Source organism: Enterobacter asburiae (assembly GCA_011754535.1).
GTDB classification, from domain to species: domain Bacteria; phylum Pseudomonadota; class Gammaproteobacteria; order Enterobacterales; family Enterobacteriaceae; genus Enterobacter; species Enterobacter cloacae_N.
The window spans coordinates 1,034,411-1,057,854 of sequence record JAAQVN010000001.1 but is presented as its reverse complement, the minus strand read 5'-3'; the positions used below and the strand labels follow the sequence as shown (position 1 = coordinate 1,057,854).

20 protein-coding genes and 1 pseudogene are annotated in these 23,444 nt (G+C 47.7%); 8 read left to right on the top strand and 13 right to left on the bottom strand.

Annotated elements, in window-relative coordinates; all coding sequences use genetic code 11:
* The first annotated feature begins 133 nt into the window (after positions 1 to 133).
* Entirely contained in the window at positions 134 to 988 is an 855-nt protein-coding gene (locus tag HBM95_04845) for a GIY-YIG nuclease family protein (GenBank protein NIH42264.1), read from the top strand.
* 124 nt (positions 989 to 1,112) lie between these two features.
* Here HBM95_04845 and HBM95_04840 read toward each other — a convergent pair whose 3' ends face one another.
* The 8 genes from HBM95_04840 to HBM95_04805 all read right to left on the bottom strand — a co-directional run bounded on the left by HBM95_04840 (position 1,113) and on the right by HBM95_04805 (position 7,313).
* A complete protein-coding gene (locus tag HBM95_04840) occupies positions 1,113 to 1,433 on the bottom strand; it encodes a hypothetical protein (protein NIH42263.1) in 321 nt (106 codons plus the stop codon).
* Between the two features lie 88 nt (positions 1,434 to 1,521).
* Positions 1,522 to 1,890, bottom strand: coding sequence for a toxin (locus HBM95_04835; protein NIH42262.1), 369 nt, complete (start codon positions 1,888 to 1,890; stop codon positions 1,522 to 1,524).
* A gap of 20 nt (positions 1,891 to 1,910) precedes the next feature.
* Positions 1,911 to 2,237: a type IV toxin-antitoxin system YeeU family antitoxin gene (locus HBM95_04830; GenBank protein ID NIH42261.1), complete on the bottom strand. Its 327-nt coding sequence runs from the start codon at positions 2,235 to 2,237 to the stop codon at positions 1,911 to 1,913.
* Between the two features lie 12 nt (positions 2,238 to 2,249).
* The gene (radC, locus tag HBM95_04825; GenBank protein NIH42260.1) at positions 2,250 to 2,720 is read right to left on the bottom strand and encodes a DNA repair protein RadC; all 471 of its coding nucleotides are present in this window, start codon (positions 2,718 to 2,720) and stop codon (positions 2,250 to 2,252) included.
* A 69-nt stretch (positions 2,721 to 2,789) separates the two neighbouring features.
* On the bottom strand, positions 2,790 to 3,611 hold the full coding sequence (locus HBM95_04820) for a DUF945 domain-containing protein (protein ID NIH42259.1): 822 nt from the start codon (positions 3,609 to 3,611) through the stop codon (positions 2,790 to 2,792).
* Positions 3,612 to 4,303: 692 nt separating this feature from the next.
* Positions 4,304 to 5,143 (bottom strand): hypothetical protein, encoded by an 840-nt coding sequence (locus HBM95_04815; GenBank protein NIH42258.1) that lies wholly within the window; start codon positions 5,141 to 5,143, stop codon positions 4,304 to 4,306.
* Positions 5,144 to 5,202: 59 nt separating this feature from the next.
* On the bottom strand, positions 5,203 to 5,637 hold the full coding sequence (locus HBM95_04810) for a hypothetical protein (GenBank protein NIH42257.1): 435 nt from the start codon (positions 5,635 to 5,637) through the stop codon (positions 5,203 to 5,205).
* A 356-nt stretch (positions 5,638 to 5,993) separates the two neighbouring features.
* Positions 5,994 to 7,313: a hypothetical protein gene (locus HBM95_04805; GenBank protein ID NIH42256.1), complete on the bottom strand. Its 1,320-nt coding sequence runs from the start codon at positions 7,311 to 7,313 to the stop codon at positions 5,994 to 5,996.
* A gap of 396 nt (positions 7,314 to 7,709) precedes the next feature.
* Between HBM95_04805 and HBM95_04800 the strand changes: the two genes are divergently transcribed.
* The 3 genes from HBM95_04800 to HBM95_04790 all read left to right on the top strand — a co-directional run bounded on the left by HBM95_04800 (position 7,710) and on the right by HBM95_04790 (position 9,784).
* Complete coding sequence (locus HBM95_04800) at positions 7,710 to 7,913, top strand: AlpA family phage regulatory protein (protein NIH42255.1); 204 nt, start codon at positions 7,710 to 7,712, stop codon at positions 7,911 to 7,913.
* Positions 7,914 to 8,260: 347 nt separating this feature from the next.
* Positions 8,261 to 9,280 (top strand): inovirus Gp2 family protein, encoded by a 1,020-nt coding sequence (locus HBM95_04795; protein ID NIH42254.1) that lies wholly within the window; start codon positions 8,261 to 8,263, stop codon positions 9,278 to 9,280.
* A 111-nt stretch (positions 9,281 to 9,391) separates the two neighbouring features.
* On the top strand, positions 9,392 to 9,784 hold the full coding sequence (locus HBM95_04790) for a hypothetical protein (protein ID NIH42253.1): 393 nt from the start codon (positions 9,392 to 9,394) through the stop codon (positions 9,782 to 9,784).
* Between the two features lie 88 nt (positions 9,785 to 9,872).
* Here the strand turns inward: HBM95_04790 and HBM95_04785 are convergent.
* The 4 genes and pseudogenes from HBM95_04785 to HBM95_04770 all read right to left on the bottom strand — a co-directional run bounded on the left by HBM95_04785 (position 9,873) and on the right by HBM95_04770 (position 11,757).
* Positions 9,873 to 9,995, bottom strand: a pseudogene (locus HBM95_04785) (arsenical resistance protein ArsH).
* A gap of 79 nt (positions 9,996 to 10,074) precedes the next feature.
* A complete protein-coding gene (locus tag HBM95_04780) occupies positions 10,075 to 10,539 on the bottom strand; it encodes an H-NS histone family protein (protein NIH42252.1) in 465 nt (154 codons plus the stop codon).
* A 503-nt stretch (positions 10,540 to 11,042) separates the two neighbouring features.
* Entirely contained in the window at positions 11,043 to 11,270 is a 228-nt protein-coding gene (locus tag HBM95_04775) for a hypothetical protein (protein ID NIH42251.1), read from the bottom strand.
* Between the two features lie 268 nt (positions 11,271 to 11,538).
* Positions 11,539 to 11,757, bottom strand: a complete 219-nt coding sequence (locus HBM95_04770; protein NIH42250.1) for a cold-shock protein — start codon at positions 11,755 to 11,757, stop codon at positions 11,539 to 11,541.
* A gap of 278 nt (positions 11,758 to 12,035) precedes the next feature.
* Between HBM95_04770 and HBM95_04765 the strand changes: the two genes are divergently transcribed.
* Positions 12,036 to 12,197, top strand: a complete 162-nt coding sequence (locus HBM95_04765) for a cold shock domain-containing protein (protein NIH42249.1) — start codon at positions 12,036 to 12,038, stop codon at positions 12,195 to 12,197.
* Between the two features lie 452 nt (positions 12,198 to 12,649).
* Positions 12,650 to 21,232: a cyclic beta 1-2 glucan synthetase gene (locus HBM95_04760; protein NIH42248.1), complete on the top strand. Its 8,583-nt coding sequence runs from the start codon at positions 12,650 to 12,652 to the stop codon at positions 21,230 to 21,232.
* 19 nt (positions 21,233 to 21,251) lie between these two features.
* Here HBM95_04760 and HBM95_04755 read toward each other — a convergent pair whose 3' ends face one another.
* Positions 21,252 to 21,485 (bottom strand): hypothetical protein, encoded by a 234-nt coding sequence (locus tag HBM95_04755; protein ID NIH42247.1) that lies wholly within the window; start codon positions 21,483 to 21,485, stop codon positions 21,252 to 21,254.
* A 512-nt stretch (positions 21,486 to 21,997) separates the two neighbouring features.
* Here HBM95_04755 and HBM95_04750 point away from each other — a divergent pair.
* Together HBM95_04750 and lpxP are read left to right on the top strand one after the other, a co-directional pair.
* The gene (locus HBM95_04750) at positions 21,998 to 22,186 is read left to right on the top strand and encodes a hypothetical protein (GenBank protein ID NIH42246.1); all 189 of its coding nucleotides are present in this window, start codon (positions 21,998 to 22,000) and stop codon (positions 22,184 to 22,186) included.
* Positions 22,187 to 22,370: 184 nt separating this feature from the next.
* The gene (gene lpxP / locus HBM95_04745; protein NIH42245.1) at positions 22,371 to 23,279 is read left to right on the top strand and encodes a kdo(2)-lipid IV(A) palmitoleoyltransferase; all 909 of its coding nucleotides are present in this window, start codon (positions 22,371 to 22,373) and stop codon (positions 23,277 to 23,279) included.
* The last annotated feature ends 165 nt before the right edge of the window (positions 23,280 to 23,444 follow it).

Below are 23,444 nucleotides of genomic sequence, written 5' to 3'. Positions count from 1 at the left end.
GGAACGAGTGGTATAGTCTTTTGGGGCTATACCGCCTTAAGCAGGAAGCGCTCAGCGTTGTGAACGCTGCGCTACGCCTGACATGAAAAACTTCTATCATTGCTTTTTCGGTTACCGTAATCACAGGCGCCTTATGGACACCCCTTCTTTTCTCTATTTATTACTTTTCCCGGCCAAAAAAATGATGAAAGTGGGTAAAGCCAACAACATCTATAACCGAATTCAGTCGCTAAAACGGTTCTGGGGCGATGTGGATTATGCCCATTCTTACCGTATTGCCTTGCCGCAGTCCGAGGTTTTTAAGCTGGAGAAAATGCTGCATTTTCTTTTGGCCAAATATCAAACGGGTATTGATGCCGGCGACGGCTATACCGAGCTGTTTTCCATTGAGGCGCTGGAGCCCGCAATTAAGCATATTCATTACGTTATTGAGCATGGCGTCATTAATGCTCAGCTACTGCAGGGGATCGAAAAGCCACAGCTTCGCCCCGGTAAAAGCGCGGCGCACCGTCACGGGAAAATGAAAAAGCGGTCAGATGCAATGATTAGCAACGTTGTCAGGGTGACGGAACAGTTCAGCAGGATAAATCGCTTACTGCTTATCTTGCTGTTTAAGCAGCAGCGCCTTCGTTATCAATATGACATTGAAGGTAATACCATACTGTTTCGGATAGCGGATAACCGTACTAACCAACGCGACATTCACAAAATAATGCATATGTTCAGCTTTTTTATTGAAGACTTCAGATACATGGGCGGGACCAACTACTGCTCGGGGGTCTTTGGTGAAGGCACGATCACGCAATACAACGTGGAGTTGATTTCAGCCGACCCTGACGCACATCCTCTGGTGGCCTATCTCGCCTCGCAAACGGAGCGCTTGTTTAATAAATTGCCATCGAGATCGTCGTTATTAATGGAAGATCTGCCGATACTGGAATCGAGCCGCATCCTGCGTGAGATATTACAGAGTGAAGACGAGGCTTAAGTTGCTAATGCCGCAACACTTATTGCTATTCAAAGACATACCGACGCGCGGTCATCAAGAAACCCAAAAAACGTCCAACGTTTTTCCAACGCCGGGTAAGAATTTAAGTTGCAATAACATCACATCATGCCTTCATCAGTCCAGTCAGTTTACGAGCAATACATAATGCCATTGCACCGGCCATTTCTACCGCTCCGAGTAAAACGCCAGGCTCACCCAGTAACAGGATATTCAACGTTTCCGCTTCTGTCACACTCTTATCTGAAAGCACTACCGCTAGCTGTGTAGATAAAGCTTTATAAATTAGAGGAATTATAGACTTATGAGGAAGAAATGGTGCGATAATAGGAACACAACAAAACCAACATAACCATTGATAAATAAATACATTTCCTTGCTTCATCTTTATAAATGCCCCCTTTTGTGCCCCCACCTTGTTTTTCATGCGACTCGATGAGCCTTTCATCGAGTCGCTAATCTCACCAATTTCTTCACAGACCGTGCAAACCTTCTCAGCTCTTTAAGCCGTCCCCTCACTGACGCGATCTGCTAAGAACAATATTACTTACTTCCCGATAAGAACAACTGTTCATTAATCCACATGCTTTTCTGGCATGATGGATATCTGTCACGGTCAGATATGGCGCTTTTCCCTGTGAGGAAAATCCACTGCGATCGATACGGGCTAACTCACATTTCTCCACCAGAAAGTTAATAGCATTAGCCAGAGTGATATCGGCATCAATATGTTCCTGTATGACGGTTTCATCATAGAAAGGTGTATCGTTTAGCGTCAGGCCATAATGCTGTTCCAGCAGACGACTAAGTAACATTTTCCAGATAGTCACGGGCGACAGGCATGGCTTCGCCGCCCGCAAATTTGTTGCAGGTAGAAATTTCATTTTTTCTCTCGTGAAAGTAATTAACGTTGTGTGGGATAAACGGCGATGTATACGTAACCACAACTACCAAGCGTATCGGCTTCGCAGGTAAAACCGTTGTGGTAGAGAGTGACACAGTGATGGTGACAGGGGATCAGTTCACCAGTGGTCAGCATCGATTCCATCTGGCTGATGAAGTGTGGAAATGCGTTATTCAATTTGAAGCATTCCGTATCGCTGAAATTGCCTATCAAACTAGCCCTGTCAGCCAGATAATGCAGCCGGTTACCTTCCTGAACTAATCTGGCACCAAACCGTGGAACAATATCGCTTTTTAGACCCCATTCATGGGCTGGTATTAATGACATAAAAATCTCCCTTTAAAGCAAACCAAGCTCAGCAAATGACGCCACCTCGTTTCCCACCACAAGATGATCCAGCACACGTACTTCCACTAGTGCCAGCGCTTTCATAATCCTCTGAGTAATATGTTTATCCTGCAGGCTGATTTCTGTCGTGCCGGACGGATGGTTGTGTGCCAGAATGACCGCAGCGGCGTTATGTTTCAGGGCTGATTTAACCACTTCGCGGGGGTGCACTTCGGTATGGCTGAACGTGCCGGTAAACAGTGTTTCTCGCTCCAGCAGGCAATGCTGATTGTCGAGATACATCACGATGAAGACTTCCCGCTCCAGGTGAGCCATCTGCAGTTGCAGCCAGGTTTTTGTGAGGCTGCTGGAGGTAAATGACTCACTCGGTTGACGCTGGTATTTCTCCAGCAGACGTAATGCTCGCTGGATGACTCGCTGCTCGTTTGCAGGAAATACCGGGGATAAATTGATCGTAGACATGGTTGCTCCTTAGAAAGAAAAGCCCTTCCGAATCTTCGGAAAGGTGTTAAGGAAAAATGGTGGAAGGGATCATGAAGCAAGCTGAAGCATATTCTCAGCCATCACCCAGAGGGCACGGTTGAGCTTCACATCACCGTCAATACCTTTCACTGCTCGGGTATGGGTGCGCTTTCCTTTGGTTGTTCGTCCCGACAGACCGCCTTTGATCAGGTTTTCCTGAATACGCTGGTAAGTGGTCCAAAGGTCGTTGCTTTCGTCCTGCCAGCGGCGTGGGGAAAGTATCTGCGTCTCTGTCACCGGTTGGTGTTCCTCACCGAAGCGATATGTCAGCGCCGCTTTCGCCATCGCCTGCTGAGCGGGCGGCGGCAACAAAAGCGACTGCATGGCATCGCGTTTCTCTTCTACCCGGTCAAATATTCCCAGTACTTCGTAGGCCCCTTCGATGACTTTCTCTACTACGTTGCCTTTATGCGGGACGCGCACCTCGCCAAAACTCTCACCGCAAATCAGCCCATTTTGGCAAACTGCTCTGAATAACCCCGGTAGCATCTGATATGAGCTGGAGCCGTCATGGCTATTCAGCAGAATAATTTCGGGAACCTGTTTGCCAGTAATCTGGCCTTCACGACGCAGGCGCAGCATGTGCTTCGTATGCTCTCGTTTGCTCTGGTCGCGGACTCTGGTCTGGCACGCGAAGAATGGCTGGAAACCTTCGCGTTGCAGGTTATCGAGAAGGGTAATTGTCGGGATATAGGTATAGCGATCACTACGGGATTCATGTTTTTCTTCGCTGAAGACACTGGGCACATAATGAGCCAGTTCGTCGCGAGTTAACGGGCGGTCACGACGAACAAGGTTGACTGCACCAAAGCGGCTGGCTAAACGGGTCATAGTTGATTCCTTTTAAAACGGACATAAAAACCACTCCAGTAGAGTGGCATTGGATGGAAGATAAAATGTTCAGGGAGAGGCTGGTGGCTGGCTCTGCTGTGGCGAGAGTTCTCTGTCAGGTAATGCCGGTGGTATTTGCTTTTCGGCCTGGTGATGTTGTAATCGCCGCAGAATAAAGGGTTTACTGTACTTGAAGTATCGAAGACACCATTCGTGCTTAACGACTCGCCTTATGTTCAGAGGTAAGCGTTCATACGCTTTGCTGCACACCGATAAAACAAAGGCATCATCATTGATTCTGTCCTCTGCTAGTGCAGCCAGCCCTTTGATAAAGGAACGCTTCAGCTTTTGTCGAGAGTTAGCTTCCAGGTGGGCTTCGAAAGGCGATAATACGTCTGGTACAGGTGTTAGAACACAAATCGTGTTGCCTGATTGGGACTTTTCAGGCAAGCGTGGCGATTTTTTTTATGAGTCTTATCAGGCTATAGGTCATCAGGCTGGCCCCTATTGTCTGGCATACGACCGACTTACTTCTCAGCAGTGTGAGCCCTGCGACGCTGAAAACAACGGGCCAGGTCAGCCCAAATGATTCTGCATCTGGCGTTGTATTGTCCGGGGATTTTTTAGTTTTCATAGGTTGGTCCAAAAGGTGTCCGGTACCGCAGGAAGCTTATACCGGACTGGAAGAGTAATTAGGGGAGATCGACTGAGGCTATTTCCTCAGAAGCGTTTGTGGGGCCACTGTAAACGCCGACATATTCATTTTGAGGGAAGATAATTACTGCATTTTTCTTCGGATCAAAAGAGCAACCTCTTAATCCTGCAATTGCGGCGGTTTTCCCGGAGCTTGTGTTTTTGACAATCAGTTTGTTGTCTGCACAGTTGCTGGCTTTAACAAAACTCACCACATAACCGTCCTGCTCTGCGACGGTTTCAGCGGTCGTTGATTTTGGCCCAGAGTTACGTTCTTTCTGCCCGCTTGCCCGATCGCTGCTATAAGGAATATATTGCGCAGCATCATTCCGCATGGTCGGTGGATCATTGTTCAGAACAAGATATACAGGACAACCGGAGGCACCCCCCTCGCAGCTCTTTTCGACGATAGCACGTGACGGCCAGCCTTTTGTGCCGATGTAGGCAGCACCGGTTTCATCCAGGCAATAGGTTTCCTCCCATGAGTAATTTTTATTCTGACCCGGCATAGTGCGGGTCGTTACGAGACAAGTCAGAGCCTTAACCGGTTTACTGTCGTAGCGGATAAAGTTCTGTTCAAGCGGTGATGCTGCGTACAATAAAGGAGAGATATTCGCTGCAGCCGCCTTGCTCTGTGCCTCCGCGCTGAAACCAGCTTTATTGTTGAGTTTTACGCTGACTGCCGCATCGTTCATTTCGCGAAGCATTTCACCACCGCCATCTGTCAGAAAGAACGTGTAGCGTTCTGGATGAATATTACCGGGAATGGTGATGGCAAAGCTGAAGGCCGGGAGCGAAAGCGTACAGAGTAAAATAAGGCGTGAAATGAATGTCGCCATATAAAGATATCCTTACTGATGATTAACAATGCGGGAGCATGAGCTACCGGATGGGGTGGTTAATGGCTGATGCAGTCTTCCCAGTTAAGACCCTCCAGAGCTTCCCTGAGCCCTGCGGTATTGAAGGGGTGAGATACGGATTTATTCATCCGGGTGATTTCAATTTGCCCATGGCTGTCTGTGTTTTTGAGCGCTATAAAAGCCGCCTCATTCGGAGGGTAATGAACTGTATTGATATTGATTCCCATAGTTTCTTTCCCATTATCTGGTATATACATTGGCTCCTTATCTGACCCGCTGTAGCTCACTATCAAATGACTGTCCCGGCAGGTGAGCGTCATACGCTCTCCGGCGCTATTGTCGGCGTTAAGTTCAAACTCCATCGCATTGACAGTGCCAAACCAGTTGCCCCATTGCTGCTCCGGGCCCATTGCATGCACAGCACCACTGAACAATGCTGCGCCGAAAAGAAATGAAGGGATGATCTTCAACATAGATATTCCTTACTGTGTGTTTTATAAGCGGAAGTGGGCCTTTTTTGCATAAAAGGCCACTTGATCGTATGCATTTGAGAGGAGATGGGATAATCGTTAATACAGATCAGTTTTACGCAATTGATCGTTATTAACTATAATAAAAACGATCAATGCCAAGATATTAATAGTTTTTACCTATCGTGCGTTTGGTTTCGATCGGTATAACAGATCAATGTACAGAAGCCATACCGGTAATACATACCGGCGTGGCATCATACAGGTAATACAGGCATGAAATAATCTGGAATGCGCAATAGAATCAATTATACTGAATGTTATCGGCGTCTCAGTAGACATCCCAGGAAATATAATCGTTAATAAGGCAGCCACATAAATGGATGATTGCCATCGTATTTATCGTCCATGTTTTCATCAGCTGGAAGGGGACTGCTTTTCTCATTCAATGCCCCCATGGCCTCCGTGGGTGTTTTTTCATGGGGTAATTCCACACAGGGTTGTGTTGCAATTTGACTGACAGGGACGTTATTATCTTCCGGCACTCTATTTTCAGATGACACCTTCGATTTCTTCTGGCTTCGGTACTTCTTCCTGGCGTTCCTGCCTTCCCACGCTTTATTGAATCGTTTTATAAAATCACTGTCTTTATGATACCAGCATGTGTAAAGGCAACGAATGATAAGGCATTTCTCTGCATTAGAGGCAGGTTTAAGATACGGCATTAAAGTAGCTGTATTTATATGCACTGAACTTTCGATCATATTTTTAAGCGGGCCATCAGCATTATCTTCATAATGCCTCACAATGGAAGGATGATATTGAGCAAGCTGAGTTAATGTTGATGCCGGGTACTGTTGCGGTATATATTGAGCAGCCTGAGTCAGTGTTGTTATATGAGGGGGGTGATATATATTTTGATAAGCCATGATAAAATTGCTGTTTTGCGATGCGTTTTGGTAGCTACTCTCTTGCCTTTCTTTCTCTGACTCTTTATTTTGTTTTCTTTTTTTTGCGCCTTCCTTGATTTTGGCTCTGTCTTTTTGAAAGTACTTCCAGGCCCATTCACACTTCTCTTTTTGTTTTTTATTTAAAGGAAACTTATCTTTGTAGATATACAAACGATACCATTCTGTTCTTATGGTATTCATCAGCTCAATTTTGCCCTTTAAACCGGAATCACAACGATCAAAAAAATCGGTGATGGTGAGCATTCGTTCTGTGTGATTTGCAGGGTACTGGATAAGATTGAGTTGATCATAAGTTAATATTTGAGATATGGGTGGATTGCCATAAACCTGTGCATCAGGAAGAGTAGAGAATAATGAAGGCATCTTAATATTTATTGTTCTTATCACCAGCCAGACATAATAGCATGCATCCGGACAGTTTTTTATCCATGCAAAATCACGTGAAGGTATGAAGCGCTCATTAACATTCATTCGGATAGCTCTGATGAATCCATTTGCTATTTCAGGATGATAAAATGAATGTACAGCTGTGTTAATTACTCTGGATGCCTGTCGGTTATCCAGAGAATAAAGGTGGCTAATGTTTAATGAATTAACAGAAGGTTTTAAATGATAATTTAATATCGCAGACTCATACTGGTAAAACCACCTGTAAAATCTTAACTCCCTCTCACTTTTTAATTTTACAACTGACTCATTCCTGCTCATTCGATTCCCCTCACTCACCGTATACGTTTCCCATCCCTCAGCCACTCGTGTGTCAGTCACAGGGTGTTTCATGGCGTTGACTATAGCAAATTCATAGGGAAAAACGTAGGTGTTAAATCATCTGAAGTAGCTATAAATACTGAGTTTAATGCATGAAAAGTGAAAATTCATACCCTTCAGGTATGCTGGAGTAAAGTGATGGATGTGAGCGCAACGCGCAGCATCCAAAAGAGGGAGGAGAAGGTTGTGGACCGGCTGCACAGCCATGACGTTAAAATATGGCCACTGTTACGTCATTCGCGTCTCCTGTTCATAAAAGTAAAATCTTACATATGCGACCCATGACATGAAAGGATGCCGACCGGTGTCCTCCTGTTACATTTACGGAGACATGTCATGAACACGATTGATATTTACGAAGATAGATTTGTCAGTATGCAGTTTATTACCGAAATGACCGGTTTGTCTGATAAGTGGTTTTATAAAATGGCTCAGCAAGGTAAATTTCCAAAACCTGTAAAGTTTGGCCGCAGTTCCCGCTGGATTGAACGTGAAGTAAAAGAATGGTTTGAAGCCCGCATTAATGAATCGAGAGCATAAAGACAATTAAAGATAGTGATAAAAAGATCACTAACTTCACACCATGATTTTATACTTCCGTGTCTTGTCGCACATGGGTTTCATGTGATTTATAAAGACGGTTTATTTATTATTGTATTTAATGCATTATCAAATGCTCTTTAATACACTCCCACCTATCAATAACACTTCATATAAACATGCGATATCACACCCAGTGTAGCGTCACACAGGTACATTGTGTTATTGCACAAGCATAACCTCTGATATCACTATTCATACTGAATATCATACAAAGACATTCATTCAATAAACACCCTTACATATTGCCAGTCAGCTATTGTTGACTGGCTTTAGAGAAATACATTATGAACTTACCAGAATCAATACTGTTATCTCACGCTGAATATCACATTGAGAATAACAATCCTTATCTCATCATATCCGATGACAATGAATTCAGGTTCAGATTAGAACAACTGGACAGTTGCCTTAAAACTCTCAGCAGAGGACGTAAGTTACCCTTCACTATTCTGTATAACCGTTCAGGATACAAAGAGAGTGCAGAATCAGCCATCATTCTTGATGCCATCCGTTATCTCAATATGTTGCCCCTGGATGCGATGAAAGTACGAATGGCTAATCCACGTATAGCTACATTCCAGCGTTTATTTACTAGCGCCGATTTATATTCTCGTGTCCATAACGGGAAAATAATAGGGGCAGATACCGTAACTACTGCAGAGATGCTGAACAAGTTGATGCAGGATTACCGATTCGCAGTGAGTCAGGCAGGGTTTAAAAAGGCATGCAGAAAGTACCAGAGGGTTTCAGTTAAAAACCTGAAGGGAGTGATGAATTACATCAGACATCTGCAGGAGCGTCATTCCCGACTGCTGATCTTGCGGGTTGATTTATCATGGGCGAATGAGCATAAAGCGGACATCACTGCTGATGACGCCCGTAAGCATCGCCAGCAGTTATTTCGTAATATGCAAAAGAATCCAATATTTCGCCATGTCCTCGGGACGATATGGAAACTGGAATATGGCCCACAACGTAAGTTTCATTACCACATGCTGTTTATCTTAAATGGCAATAAGGCACAACAGGATGGCGTGATTGCTCATGCTTTCGGGAAATACTGGAATGAAACCATTACTAAAGGTAAAGGCATGTTCTACAACTGCAACGCTTACAAAGAGCGTTATGAGGACTGCTGCCTCGGCAAACTGCAACGCGGTGACAGTAGTAAGGACAAGGGGTTACTTAAGGCACTAAGTTACATCACCAAAATTGATGCCTGCGCACGTCTGGTTCTTCCGGGTAATGCCAGAACCTTTGGTCGCGGAGAAGTACGTTCATTGAAAAAAAGGAAGAGAACATAAATAGGTCGGTAAACCTAACCCGTGGTAACAGTCGGTAATGCTTCCTTCCCCCCTTCAATCCACAAAGCCAGCTAACCATGCTGGCTTTTTTCATTTGTTACGGAGTTCATGATGAATTACTTCGTCTTAGCCACTCACGCCGTCACCGTAGAGGGCGAATGGGTTACACCAGAATCGGTTCAACAGGTTGATTTTGATTCATTGCATTGTATTTACTGCAAACTGCAGATAGGTGTTCAGTTTGATCCCCTGACATCTACAAGAACGTTTGTGCACCTGCCGGGGAGTATCAACAATGTTGCTCGGCTTAAAACATGTCGATTTAACAAGCACCAAATAGCACCAGAACAGACCTTGCCAAAAACCATTCCACCTCTAGAAAAGCGCCTTCGACCTACTAACACGACGATACGGCAATGGCGATGCAACTGGTGCCACATTTGTTGGCAAGGAGAGAAGATATGTCCTCAATGTACTGACTGGATTTATACAACTGATGCGTAAGAGGCTGTATCGACTGCTTTGTGCCAATAACGGACGTTGTTAAGCTCATGCAGTATGGATTCACGAAGAACATACATTATATATTGTCCTAATTAACTCGGGATGAAAGCTCCTGATGGCTCTCTTTTTGCTCGCTGTAACGATCTGCAAGATAACCGGTTTGTCCCTTAAGCAGCACTGTGATTTTAAACAGCTTCTCGGTTACATCAACGGAACTAAATGTTTCTCGACTATTCTCTAAGGCAACTTGCGGCCTATACAAAAAAGAGCCGGGTTATACCCGGCTCTTTTTAGCTGATTTCAAAATCTTTTAATTCCCCACCTTCAGCAATCAGATTTGAGATCCGCTTCGGCATTCGCCCCTGACCTGACCATGTTTTTGACTCTCCAGTTTCGTCAGTATATCGATACTTCGCGGGGCGGGGGGAGCGCGTCCTTTTAGCCTTACCCGAAGAGCCAATAGCAGCTAAAAGTTCGGAGGGGTCGATACCCTCATCAAGCATCATCTGACGAAGTGTTTCCAGTTTATCGCGGCGCTGACTTTCATTTGCAAGACGTAATATCTCTTCTTCTCGTCGTTCTATAAGAATAATTTTAAACTTTTCCAGAACATCTTCCAGTACATCTAATGACATTTCACGAGTCTGAGAACGTAAGGTACGGATATTGTTTAACTGTGTTAGAGCATCTGACATAAAGAGACCTTTTAAAGTTTTTTCGTTGTTCAGCAAATACCAATGTCGACGGTTGCTCATCAACCCGATTTTTCTTACTGAGCATTTTAATGCGATTGGGACATATTGTTATTAACGAGGTTTAGACTACTGATATAAATCTCTTATCGCAAGAAAAAATTAAGAAGAATGTGCAAGAACTAAATTACAACTCATACGAAATGTCCATGCATTTTTGAAGGTACTTAAAACTATGATGCCAGGAGTCATCCGGAGAGCCTTTTTATATCCCTCATAACTTATTGCTTCAGTCACACCTGATGAGATTAAAATGAGGAGAGACAGCGCCGCCACTTAGCAAGGTTTTTCACAAATGGCAAGATGGCACGCAGGGGAGAGACACCTGCATTTTGTCAGAAGGTAGCGAATTACTCTCTCTTTATAAAGGTGTTTCTAAAAAAGTGTAATGTAAAAAAAAGCCTGCTGTTAGCAGGCCATAAATGTTTTCAACTCATTTTTTGTTCGATTCTGATAAATAGGGTAAGCATGCAATTAAACGTGGAGCAGAGAGCATGACAAAAATGCTATAAATATTTCCTGGCCGCATCAAGTATCTCCTGTGACGTTAACTCCCTGTCAGTAGCCACGTAAACAATACCATGATCGCCAGTTAAGGAAGGAAAACCTGCAGACATAATCCGAAGATGTGTTTCTTCACCGTTTGGATATTCCTGCCTGATAGAGGATATACCTTCCAGAACGGTCATGACTTTACAGGATTCAGCATTAAAGAAAACAAGGACTTTAATCATATTCTATTACCATGTTCTCTCGTGGATATTAACTGGCAGATGCCATTAAGGTCAAAGCCATTACGCACTTCTTATTTAACATGTGGTTAGTTTGTGCTTTTAGACTTTTTATGCAGTAGTACTGCACTTCATCACATCGGTTAGCATACTCATAATTTTGAAAAATATGCTGATCAGATATTATGAATAAACGACTTTCATCTGATTTAAGTTATGGATCTGTCTACTCAGGAATAATCCTTCATCGTTATCGCAGACCCACAATGATTTATTTATCGCAAAGTGTTACGTTTGCAGCAGCAGGACCCTTGTCTCCGCGGTGAATGGCGAATTCAACTTTCTGACCTTCAAATAAAGTTTTAAAGTTGTCGCCATCAAGTGCAGATAAATGGACAAAGATATCTTTGCTGCCATCAAGAGGAGAGATGAAGCCAAAACCTTTGTCTTCGTTAAACCATTTAACCAGGCCCATAATTCTAGAGGTCATACTGACTCCGTTATACATGATTGTATTGATAGTAAACGTATAAGATTAAACATATGGACTCAAAAGAGGGGATATCAACGATAGCGCCTGGTAATGAGAACTGCCCGGAAAATTTCTAACTTTCATTAGTACATCGAACTGATGGGATTCATTAAGGCACAGGGAATCGATATAAGCAAATTATCTTTTAGCCGTCCAGAGGTCCTGTAGGGAAAATAAAAGTGGCTGAATGCCATTTTCAATGTATAGTCTTTACGTGTTTTCAATAAGGAATTGACTTGTCCCATAAAATGACAGGAATTGTCAAAAGCTTTGATATTCTTAGTGGTAAAGGCCTCATCATCCCATCTGATGGACGAAAAGACGTTCTGCTTCACATTTCAGCCGTTAACTCTCGCGAATCAGAATTACTCATCCCTGGAAGCCGCATAGAGTTTTGACGGATAAACGGTCTCAGGGGGCCTGTGGCTGCGAACATTTATCTTTCCTGATTTTCAGTGTGTCAAAATAGATAGATTAAAACTTAACCACATGTGGTACGGTGAAGCTCATTCATTGAAAGGTTAATGGTTATGTCTGTTATCAATTACGCAATGAAATTCTTCAGCAGTGCGTCTACTGCCACTGCTGCCTGTCCTGTTTGTGGCTTAAAATCAGTACAACCGTTGTCAAAAATCCGGCTCAACCAGACCATGCTTTGCCCCGGATGTAAGGCTCTGTTTATCTCCCGACGCTAGCTCGACCAAAACCGCAGAACAGAGCTCATGTCCTATACTTATGTTAGATTCCGGCAGCTGTTAAATCCCTGATGCCTGACGCCCATCCTGAGAGAACGTTTCTGAACTGATTTCGCAACTGCTCCTGCGCGCTAACGTCGCATCAGAGCAATGCTATGAAAATGATCCCCAGAGCGTGGTTTAACCGCTCCCGTATTCCGATGAATGCTGCCGAAAACATAACGTTTTCGGCGAACGATCCTGCCGGTGAAAGCTCGCCGCGGTCAGAACTCTTTTCGACCGTCCAGATGGAACGCTACGGCCAGAAGCTGGCGCGGACTCATAAAGTATCACCGGATAGGCATCCTTATTATCTTCTGAAACGGCTTGGCGACAATGAGGCCGTCATTACCCAAAACTGCTATGAGCTTAACTCGGGTAAAAAGACCAGTATCATGCCCGCCGGTGAATGGCTGCTGGACAATTATTATCTGATTGAGGAACAAATCCGCACTGTCCGCCAGCATCTGCCGAAAAGCTTTGGCAAAGGTCTTCCGTCGCTTGTATCGCCGTTGAATTGCCCACGAATTTATCATATTGCATCTGAGGCCATTGCTCACGGCGATGGCCGCTGGGATGCCGCCAGCCTGACCAGCTATCTCACTGCCTATCAACAGGTGACGCCGCTGACGCTGGGTGAAGTCTGGGCGTTACCGGGAATGCTGCGCCTTGCGCTGATTGAAAATCTTCGTCGTATCAGTGTGGAAGTGATAAAAGCGCAGCAGGACAGAAACCTTGCTGATACGTGGATAACAAGGATTGTCGAATGCGCAGAGAGTGCGCCTGGTGATTTAATCATGGTGGTTGCCGATATGGCGCGCTCCCGACCTCCGTTAACCAGTGCGTTTGTCGCAGAGCTGGTGCGGCGCCTGCAGGGGCATGGCAACGCGCTGTCGTTACCTCTGACCTGGGTTGATCAGTGCCTTCGGGAACAGGGGATCACCACTGACGTTCTCATACATAGTTTCAATCAGCAGCTTGCCGCCAGCCAGCTGTCCGTCAGTAACAGCATCGCGGGCCTGCGTTTATTGAGTGAAACGGACTGGGCTGATTTCGCCGAAACGATAAGCGTTGTCGAACAGGCATTACGCAATGATCCTGCCGGCATCTATCCCCGGATGCACTTCAATACCCGGGATCATTACCGGCACGTAGTTGAGGTTCTGGCCAGGGACAGCGGTCTCAGCGAGCCTGAGGTTGCTGAGAAGGTGCTGGCGCTTTCAGAGGAAAAAGCGCCCGATACACCGGAACATCATGTTGGTTATTATCTTGCGGGCGAAGGTCGACAGGCGCTGGATATTCATCTCCTGGCAGACGCCTCAAGGCTCATACGCTTGCGGCACAGTTTCAACAGAATAACCCTGCTGTCATGGCTTGGAAGCCTGGCGTTGCTGACAACCGCAGCGACCGCAGCAATATTGCACGAAACCGCCATGCAGGGCGCAGACTGGCTATTGATCGCGGTGATATTACCTCTGATTATCGCATTAACTCAGTTAATGAGCGATTTGCTCAGTGATGCAACCACCCGTTTTCGCGTTCCTCGCCCCTTGCCGGGGATGGATTTTTCAGCCGGTATTCCCGCTGACAGTGCCACCATGTTAGTCATTCCCTGCATGTTGACCAGCCACGAAAGTTTCAGCCAGCTCCTCACCAGCCTTGAAGTCTGCTGGTTGGGGAATGAAAACGAAAATCTCAGGTTCGCGCTGCTCACTGATTTTGCTGATTCTGAAAATGAACCCTCGCCGGAAAGTCACGCGCTGCTCAGACAGGCTATCGCCGATACGCAGGCGCTTAATCGCCGCTACCCCTCCGGCCGACCACGTTTTTATCTGTTACATCGCCAGCCTGAATGGAACCCCTCGGAAGGAGCGTGGATGGGCTATGAACGCAAGCGGGGAAAACTGGCGTTACTGAACAGCTGGTTGCGCCATCCCGGAACGCAATTCGTCAGCGTTGCAGAGATGCCTGCCCACCTTTTACCGGGTCACATAAAATACGTTATTACCCTGGACAGCGATACGGTGCTCCCGCGCGATACGGCATACAAACTCGTCGCGACGATGGCGCATCCGCTGAATACGCCTGAGTATGATCCGGTACGCCAGAGGGTTGTCAAAGGATTCGGTATTTTACAGCCCGGTCTTGCGGAGGAGATACCACGCAACGGTCAGGGGCGTTACGCAGCCCTGCGCAGCAGCGTACCGGGCAATAACCCTTATTCGATGATGTCTTCGGATATTTATCAAGATCTCTTTGGGGAAGGCTCGTTTGTGGGCAAAGGGATTTACGATGTTGATATTTTTATGCAGGCCACTACCAACATCTGCCCGGAAAATCTGGTACTCAGCCACGATCTGCTTGAAGGATGCTATGCACGTTCGGGTCTGCTGAGCGAGGTGTTACTGTACGAACAGTACCCTAATAATTATCTGTCGGATGTTGCACGACGTTCACGCTGGATCCGGGGTGACTGGCAACTGCTTAACTGGCTAAAACCACGCGTCAGAAAAGCCGATGGAACCCGGGTCAGGAATCCGCTGACCGCGCTTTCTTACTGGAAATTACTCGATAATCTACGTCGCAGTCTGGTCGCCCCCTCCTTACTGGTATTGCTGTTCTTCACTCTGCTTTGGGTACCCAATCCGGTTTACTGGCTGGGCATACTGTTGCTGATATGGCTGCTGCCAGCCATCCTCTGCATTAGCCACGACCTTCTGCATAAACCCCTGCGTCGCCGCGTGAAGCCGCATCTGTTACTGGTGGGGGCGGGCGCGCTTAAGCGTCTGTCAGGTATCAGCCTTAATTTTGCGATACTGCCGCACGAAGCCGGATATTCGCTGAAAGCGATCGCCGTGACGCTATGGCGACTGGGGATAAGCAGGCGTCACCTCAGCCAGTGGGTCAGCCACAGCCAGGACAGCAGTCAGGCCAGACCCACTGTTGCACGTTTTTATCAGGCGATGTGGCTGAACGTTGCCGGTGGCGTGGCGCTGACAATACTGACCGGACAATTTGCCCCACAGCTGCTGGGGATTGCGTTACCGATCGGTTTGGTATGGTGTGTGGCACCGCTGCTGATGAGCTGGCTGAGTCGCCAGCCCGTGCGTAAGTTTTTTTCGCCTAATCAGGAACAAAAACAGCTGTTACGCCAGACAAGCCGTGAAATCTGGGCTTTTTTTGAAACATTTGCCACAGCAAAAGAGAACTGGCTTCCGCCTGATAATTATCAGGAAATACCACAACCGACGGTGGCACACCGAACTTCTCCTACCAATATTGGTCTTTCACTTATGGCTAACCTGACGGCATGGGACTTTGGCTACCTGCCTGGCGGAGAGGTGCTCCGGCGCGTGTCGCTCACGCTCGACACGATGGATAAAATGGAGCACTACCGGGGCCATCTCTACAACTGGTATGACACCCGTACGCTGGTCCCCCTAAGTCCACGCTATATCTCCAGCGTCGACAGCGGCAATATGGCCGGGCATTTATTGACCCTGCGTGCAGGCCTGTCCGCCATGCGTCATCAGCCTGTTTTAAGCAACCAACAGATACTGGCAGGACTGAACGATACACTGGATATTCTGGAAAAACAGTGGGGTAAGAACCCACCTGACAGCCTGAGACTGCTGCGCAAGCACTGCCTGAACGCGGTGTCGCTCTCTCCGCAGGCGCTTTTCAGCGAACTGAAAAGCATGCGCACCCAGTGCAACCATCTGACCAGCGCATGTCATCAGGGATCTCCTCTTCAGATGCGCTGGGCTGGACATCTGGAGCATCAACTGGTTCAGCTTTGCCATGAGTGGTCTCTGTTGCTTGGCTGGTTGCCTGCATCCTGGAATGAACAGAAGTTGCCGACGCTGAGCGAGCTTGCCCGTCCGACATTAACCGGTACAGGAACGCCTCCGGCGTCAGTGGCGGAGCAGGCCCGAATGCGACTCAATATTATCACCGAGCTGGAACAGCGGCTGGATGAGCATGCCCGGATGGATTTCGCCTTTCTGTACAGTGAAGCAACCAGTCTGCTCAGCGTCGGTTATAACTGTGACACCAATATGCCTGACAAGAGCCACTACGATCTCCTGCCGTCTGAAATCCGCCTGACCAGTTTTCTTGCCATTGCGACTAATCAGCTGCCTCTTAAAAGCTGGTACGCGCTGGGTCGATTGTTTACCACGATTGATAATGAAACTGCCCTGATGTCATGGAGCGGATCCATGTTTGAATATCTGATGCCGAATCTGGTGATGCCCACCTGGCCCGGCAGCCTGCTCGATGAAATGAGTCAGTCGGCGGTTATGCGCCAGATTCACTGGGGGAAAGAACGCGGGGTACCATGGGGTGTTTCAGAGTCTGGCTATCATGCTTTTGATGTTCAGCATAATTATCAGTATCAGGCATTTGGCGTACCGGGGCTCGGTCTACGCAGGGGACTTGCCGATGACATGGTTGTTGCTCCTTACGCCACGCTGCTGGCGCTGATGGTTTCCCCACAGAGAGCCTGTGAGAACCTGTTCAGGCTGCAAAAAAATGGTGCACGCGGAGAATACGGTTTTTATGAAGCGCTGGACTATACCCCCTCACGTCTTGCAACCGGTCAGCTCTATGCGGTGGTACAGTCCTGGATGGCGCATCACCAGGGTATGGCATTTCAGGCGCTGGCTCATGTGCTGCTTGACGCCCCCATGACTGAACGCTTTATGTCCAGCACGGTATTCCGGTCAGCGAGCCTGCTGTTACAGGAGCGTGTGCCGGATGCGGTCGATCTGTACAGTCCGCGCCGTCATTTTGAATCTCATGAGGGCATGGTCAAACCCGTTCGCTATGCACCCCGTATTTTCTATAGCGTGGATACCCCCGCCCCGGATATTCAACTCCTGTCCAACGGCCATTATCATCTGATGTTGACCGCGGGCGGCGGTGGTTACAGTCGCTGGAATGATATTGCACTAACGCGCTGGCGCAGTGATACCACCCGTGATAACTGGGGAGCATTCTGCTACATCCGCGATACCCAGACGGGAGATGTGTGGAGCAATACCTGGCAACCAACAGGCTACACCAGCGGACAAGACGAGGAAGTGTTGTTCACCGATGCGGGGGCAGAATTCAGACGCAGCTTAGGGGGACTCAGCGTCAAAACTCAGGTGGTGATCTCTCCTGAGGATGATGTTGAATTGCGACGGCTCACACTGATTCATCGTGGTCGTAAGCCTCGCTCTCTGGAGCTGACAACCTATGCTGAAGTGGTACTGGCACCTGATGCCAGCGATCTGGCACACCCGGCATTCAGCAATTTGTTTATTCAGACTGAGCTGGCTCCTGAGCGTGACGCTATTCTTTGCCACCGGCGCCCGCGCTCACCGGATGAACCGGGCCCTTGCCTGTTTCACATGATGGTGGTGCACGGCGATAACCGACATAACGTGTCGTTTGAAACGGACAGGGCAAGGTTTATTGGACGTGGCAGAAACCCTGCGAATGCACAGGCAATAGAGACGGGAGGGATGCTAGGCAACACGTCGGGCTCGGTGCTGGATCCGATACTGGCAATTCGCAACGCCATCATTCTGCAGCCAGGGCAGCCGGTTACGATTGATATCATTTATGGCATCAGCGAGACCCGTCAGCAGAGCCTGGCGTTGCTGGAGAAATATCGCGATTACCCTATCGCCGATCGCGTCTTTGAACTGGCCTGGTCTCACAGTCTGGTGGTATTGCGCCAGATGAACGCCAGTGAAGATGATGCCACGTTGTTCAATAGTCTCGCCAGCGCTGTGCTTTACCCTGTCCAGGAGCTGCGCGCCGAAGGCCAGGCGATAGGCCGCAACCGGCGTGGCCAGTCCGGACTGTGGGGCTGGGCAATTTCAGGGGATCTGCCGATAGTGCTGCTGAGTATAACCAGCGAGGAAAGTATCACCTCAGTGACCACACTGATTCAGGCACACCGTTACTGGAGACAGAAAGGGTTGGATGTTGATTTGGTTATTCTGAATAACAGCCCCGGCGGCTACCAGCAGGGATTACAAAATCAGATTATGGAGTTAATTTATGCCGGGTCTGAAGCCAGTCTGCTGGATAAAAAGGGCGGGCTTTTTGTCCGGAACGGTGAGCATCTCTCCGCTGAGGATAAGTTGCTTTTGATGAGCGTGGCCTGTCTTTATCTTGATGACCGCGCAGGGGGTATTAATGAGCAGCTTAACCAGCGTATTCATACCCTGAAATCGCCGGCAAGGGCATTCATTCCGCGTGCTGTGCGCGAGCGTAATCAACATACGGACTGGAGCCCTGATACCAGTCAGTTATGCCATTTCAATGGGTACGGTGGATTTTCTCAGGATGGGCGGGAGTATCAGATCGTCCTTCGGGAAAATGCGCTTACACCGGCTCCCTGGTCGAACATACTGGCAAATTCTCGTTTTGGCAGTGTGATCTCAGAGGCAGGGCAGGCCTATACCTGGTATGAGAATGCCCATGAATACCGGTTGACGCCGTGGGAGAACGATCCGGTGAGCGATCGCAGCGGCGAGGCATTTTACCTGCGCGATGAAGAGAGCGGGGAGTGCTGGTCGCCGACGGCTTTACCTGTTCGCGGACACGGTGACTACCTGACCCGCCATGGTTTTGGCTACAGCGTTTTTGCCCATCGTGAGAGTGGTATAGACAGCGAGTTGACGGTCCTGGTTGCTGAAGAAGATCCGGTTAAACTGGTGCTCCTGACGCTCAGTAACTCTTCGGGACGGACACGTCAACTTTCCGTCACAGGCTATGTAGAGTGGACGCTCGGGGAAACACGAACGCGCTCAGCCCCTCACATTGTGACACATGTGGCCAGAACGCCCGGTGGCTGCGGGGTGCTTGCGAATAACTTTTATGGTGATAATGGTGGCGGCCGAACTGCATTTTTTGCCGTCAGCGGTAATGATTGTTCTCTGACAGGGGATCGCCGGGAGTTTATTGGCCGTAATGGTTCCCTTCACGCCCCTTCGGCCATGAAACTGCAAAAGCTTTCTGGTAAGACGGGGGCCGGTCTGGATCCCTGCGGAGCGGTGCAATCGGCGGTTACATTAATTGACGGGGACCAGAGGACGTTTATTTTTATCCTCGGCGCAGAGGAGAATGATGTTTGTGCTCAGGAGACGCTGGCCCGCTACATGAACGAGGATACGGTCCGCCAGGAGCTGAACCGGATTCATAATCACTGGCACAATGTTCTCGATAAAATCGTAGTTAACACCCCCGACACGTCCGTAAATTTACTGGTTAATGGTTGGCTGCTGTATCAGACGGTCGCCTGCCGTCTTATGGCCCGGAGTGGCTACTATCAGTCTGGCGGTGCATTTGGTTTTCGCGATCAGCTGCAGGATACGCTGGCTCTGAGCCACGCTGCTCCGGACCGGATGCGTGAACAGATAATACTCTGTGCATCACGGCAGTTTATCGAGGGGGATGTGCAGCACTGGTGGCACCCGCCACACGGCAACGGTGTGCGTACCCGCTGTTCCGATGACTATCTTTGGCTGCCGCTTGCTGTGTGCCACTATGTTGAAACGACGGGGGATATGGATGCACTGGAAATACGCATTCCTTATCTGGAAGGACGCTCGCTTCAGCCTGGTGAAGAGTCTGTCTATGACACGCCGGTCATCAGCGGCACCGAAGAGACACTCTGGTTACACTGCGTCAAAGCTATTCACTATGGACTTCGCTTCGGGGAGCATGGCCTGCCGCTGATGGGGGCTGGTGACTGGAATGACGGGATGAACCGGGTGGGTATCGAAGGCAAAGGTGAAAGCGTCTGGCTGGGCTTCTTCCTGTACGACATTTTGCAGCGGTTTGCAGCGCTGGCGGAGCACAGGCTGGATGAAAGCGTCGCCGCGATGTGCCGTTCACAGGCTCTGCGCCTGCAAAGTAATCTCGAAGCCCACGCCTGGGATGGGGAATGGTACCGGCGCGGGTATTTTGACGATGGTACTCCCCTGGGATCGAAAACCTCACAGGACTGCCGGATTGATGCGATTGCGCAGAGCTGGTCTGTATTGTCCGGCGCCGCGAGCCCGGGACGGTGCGCAAAGGCCATGCAGGCGCTGGATAAGCACCTTGTGGATAACGAAGGAGGGCTGATCAAACTGTTAACGCCTCCTTTCGACGGACACGGTCCAAATCCGGGCTACATACAGGGGTACCTGCCCGGCGTGCGGGAAAACGGAGGGCAGTATACGCATGGCGCCATCTGGGCAGTGATGGCCTTTGCCCGAATGGGGAATGCCGAACGAGCCTGGCAACTCTGGTCAATGCTCAGCCCTATAAATCATACCCTGAATGCGGACTCTGTCGGGATTTATAAAGCTGAGCCTTATGTCATGAGTGCTGATGTCTACAGTGTCGCTCCCCATACCGGACGTGCAGGGTGGAGCTGGTATACCGGTTCCGCAGCCTGGGCCTGGCGTTTACTTACCGAGGGATTACTGGGGATAAAACGTTCCGGCACTGACTTTAGTGTTCATGCCAGGTTACCGGATGAGTGGTCCTCTTTTTCTATGGCATATCAATATGGTGAAAGCCATTATCAGATTAGTGTTTCACGCGGCGATGCAGAATATTGCGTGACGCTGGATGGTGTTCTCCTCCCTGATGACAGAATACCGCTGAAGGATGATGGACAAAACCATACGGTTGAGATCATTCAGAACTGACACTGATCCCGGAGGTGCATTAACGTCTGCCGTTAATGCGCTGATTATCCCTGAGAACATCAATCGCAGTCTGCATGGCGATTTTGTCATCCCGCCTTTTTTGTTTGTCCTGTATGACCTGAAGGTATTCCAGCAAGGTGCGGGTATTAATCGGTCGGCCCTGTTTACCCACAGCCAGCACGGCTTCTCCAAGAATAATTTTCACAGGCGGTAATTGTGCCGGATACCAGTCAAGGGTGTCTTCTGATTTCATCTTAAATTTCTCACGGAAGGGTAGTGTATCATAAATAAGACGTTCAATTTTCAATATCTGATATCCTGATTCAGACACAACTTAACATAACTTATGCCAGTTATTTTTATATTAAAGCGTATAATAATTACTCTATTCCTCAGAGAATTATTTATGTCTTATACAAATGGGCTCAGGTATTTTAAAGAAAGACCGGTTCATGTTGCCTGTCCGGTATGTGCACACAGAGCCGATCAGAAAGCAGGTAAACTAAGAAAAGATGCGGTTCTTGAGTGCCCTGCCTGCGGACTGTTGTTCAGACCTTCAGAATGCTGGTGTATCGGCGGCTGATCAGCTTCTGCCACTTAACGTCAGTGATGTCGGAAAATGACAACATTCCTCCTGTACTGCTGTTGTCGAGGGTATGATAATGAAATCTAAAAAATCTGTTTTTATTGAAGGGCATATCATATCGAACAGCTGTCACGGGCAGGCTGGCCAACCTTTCTGTATTCACAGGGTCAGGTTTAGTAATGGTAAATATGCGATTATTCGGGTGGCATCCGGGATATGTTTCAAACCAGACGAAATTATTCAACGAAACGATTGTGAGTGGTTTTGTAAACTTACCAAAATTCGGCTTCTTTCTTTTGAGTACCTTGATGATGATGAATCAAGAAGACAATTCCTTGAGTATCAATGATAAAACCATGGATTTATAACAGAATAAATTTGCTGGCTTACAATTCACTCCTGGTTCTTTAAATTATTCACCAGCCACTGGAAAATATTTTTTTCCTGAATTTAGATGAATTTAAATCATCTAAAACAAAATGTATCGCTAAAGACGAATTGCCTCATTGTTTTCCTTTTGCGTTATAACCTTCATTAGCATTAAGGAAATTTATGGCACAGACTTTAACTCATAATTTACTTCATCCTCGCCACTGGCTTACCTGGTCTGGTTTGGGTCTGCTGTGGCTTCTCGTTCAACTTCCTTACCCGGTTTTACATATTCTGGGCTCTGGCCTTGGAAAAATATCAAGACCCTTTCTGAAACGCCGGGAACGGATTGCGATTAGAAATATCGAACTGTGCTTTCCCGAGATGACACCGTTTGCCCGGAGCCAGATGGTCAATAAAAACTTTGTTTCTCTCGGGCTGGGACTGATGGAAACAGGAATGGCCTGGTTCTGGAGCGATGCGAGAGTCAAAAAATGGTTTGATGTCGAAGGGCTTGAAAACCTGACCGGTGCGACAAGAGGAGTAATGGTTGTCGGGATTCATTTTATGTCCCTTGAGTTGTGTGGAAGAATAATGGGGTTATGCCATCCTATGATGGCAACGTATCGCCCACACAATGATCCATTAATGGAATGGGTACAGACAAAAGGGCGTATGCGTTCAAATAAGGCTATGATTAATCGACGTAATTTATCAGGTTTTGTTCATGCGCTAAAAGCAGGTGAAGCCGTTTGGTTTGCACCAGACCAGGATTATGGGTCTAAAGGAAGCGTTTTTGCACCTTTTTTCTCGGTAAAAAAAGCAGCAACGACGAACGGAACGTATGTTCTTTCAAAACTCGCTGGTGCACCCTTGATCACACTTAGCATGATTCGACGTAGCGATAAACAAGGTTATCACATGTATATCAGCAAGCCGTTGTCAGGCTATCCAGGGGAAGACAAGGTCGCCGCAGCGGCTTATATGAACAAGATCATCGAGCGTGAAATTCTCCGTGCTCCTGAGCAATACCTGTGGATGCATCGCAGGTTCAAAACGCGTCCTGAAGGCGAAGTCTCTTTATACAAATGAACAACTCTACTTGTCATGAGCCAGAATCTATCTTTCTTGCCACTGCGTATTTGTAAAAATGCGATAAGGAATTTTCGATCGGATTCATGTTAACGATAGCTTGACTGACAGCCAAGGTTAATCAATTGAACCGGTTCGGATTTGAAGGTCCGTTTTTCGCTCATA

Coding starts and splice junctions, on each gene's coding strand:
- HBM95_04750 (NIH42246.1), top strand. CDS start 21,998: ATGGTAAATATGCGATTATTCGGGTGGCATCCGGGATATGTTTCAAAC.
- HBM95_04770 (NIH42250.1), bottom strand. CDS start 11,757: ATGACCTCTAGAATTATGGGCCTGGTTAAATGGTTTAACGAAGACAAA.
- HBM95_04795 (NIH42254.1), top strand. CDS start 8,261: ATGAACTTACCAGAATCAATACTGTTATCTCACGCTGAATATCACATT.
- HBM95_04805 (NIH42256.1), bottom strand. CDS start 7,313: ATGAGCAGGAATGAGTCAGTTGTAAAATTAAAAAGTGAGAGGGAGTTA.
- HBM95_04790 (NIH42253.1), top strand. CDS start 9,392: ATGAATTACTTCGTCTTAGCCACTCACGCCGTCACCGTAGAGGGCGAA.
- HBM95_04775 (NIH42251.1), bottom strand. CDS start 11,270: ATGATTAAAGTCCTTGTTTTCTTTAATGCTGAATCCTGTAAAGTCATG.
- HBM95_04810 (NIH42257.1), bottom strand. CDS start 5,637: ATGTTGAAGATCATCCCTTCATTTCTTTTCGGCGCAGCATTGTTCAGT.
- HBM95_04845 (NIH42264.1), top strand. CDS start 134: ATGGACACCCCTTCTTTTCTCTATTTATTACTTTTCCCGGCCAAAAAA.
- radC (NIH42260.1), bottom strand. CDS start 2,720: ATGTCTACGATCAATTTATCCCCGGTATTTCCTGCAAACGAGCAGCGA.
- lpxP (NIH42245.1), top strand. CDS start 22,371: ATGGCACAGACTTTAACTCATAATTTACTTCATCCTCGCCACTGGCTT.
- HBM95_04780 (NIH42252.1), bottom strand. CDS start 10,539: ATGAGCAACCGTCGACATTGGTATTTGCTGAACAACGAAAAAACTTTA.
- HBM95_04830 (NIH42261.1), bottom strand. CDS start 2,237: ATGTCATTAATACCAGCCCATGAATGGGGTCTAAAAAGCGATATTGTT.
- HBM95_04755 (NIH42247.1), bottom strand. CDS start 21,485: ATGAAATCAGAAGACACCCTTGACTGGTATCCGGCACAATTACCGCCT.
- HBM95_04800 (NIH42255.1), top strand. CDS start 7,710: ATGAACACGATTGATATTTACGAAGATAGATTTGTCAGTATGCAGTTT.
- HBM95_04820 (NIH42259.1), bottom strand. CDS start 3,611: ATGACCCGTTTAGCCAGCCGCTTTGGTGCAGTCAACCTTGTTCGTCGT.
- HBM95_04815 (NIH42258.1), bottom strand. CDS start 5,143: ATGGCGACATTCATTTCACGCCTTATTTTACTCTGTACGCTTTCGCTC.
- HBM95_04835 (NIH42262.1), bottom strand. CDS start 1,890: ATGAAATTTCTACCTGCAACAAATTTGCGGGCGGCGAAGCCATGCCTG.
- HBM95_04840 (NIH42263.1), bottom strand. CDS start 1,433: ATGAAAAACAAGGTGGGGGCACAAAAGGGGGCATTTATAAAGATGAAG.
- HBM95_04760 (NIH42248.1), top strand. CDS start 12,650: ATGAAAATGATCCCCAGAGCGTGGTTTAACCGCTCCCGTATTCCGATG.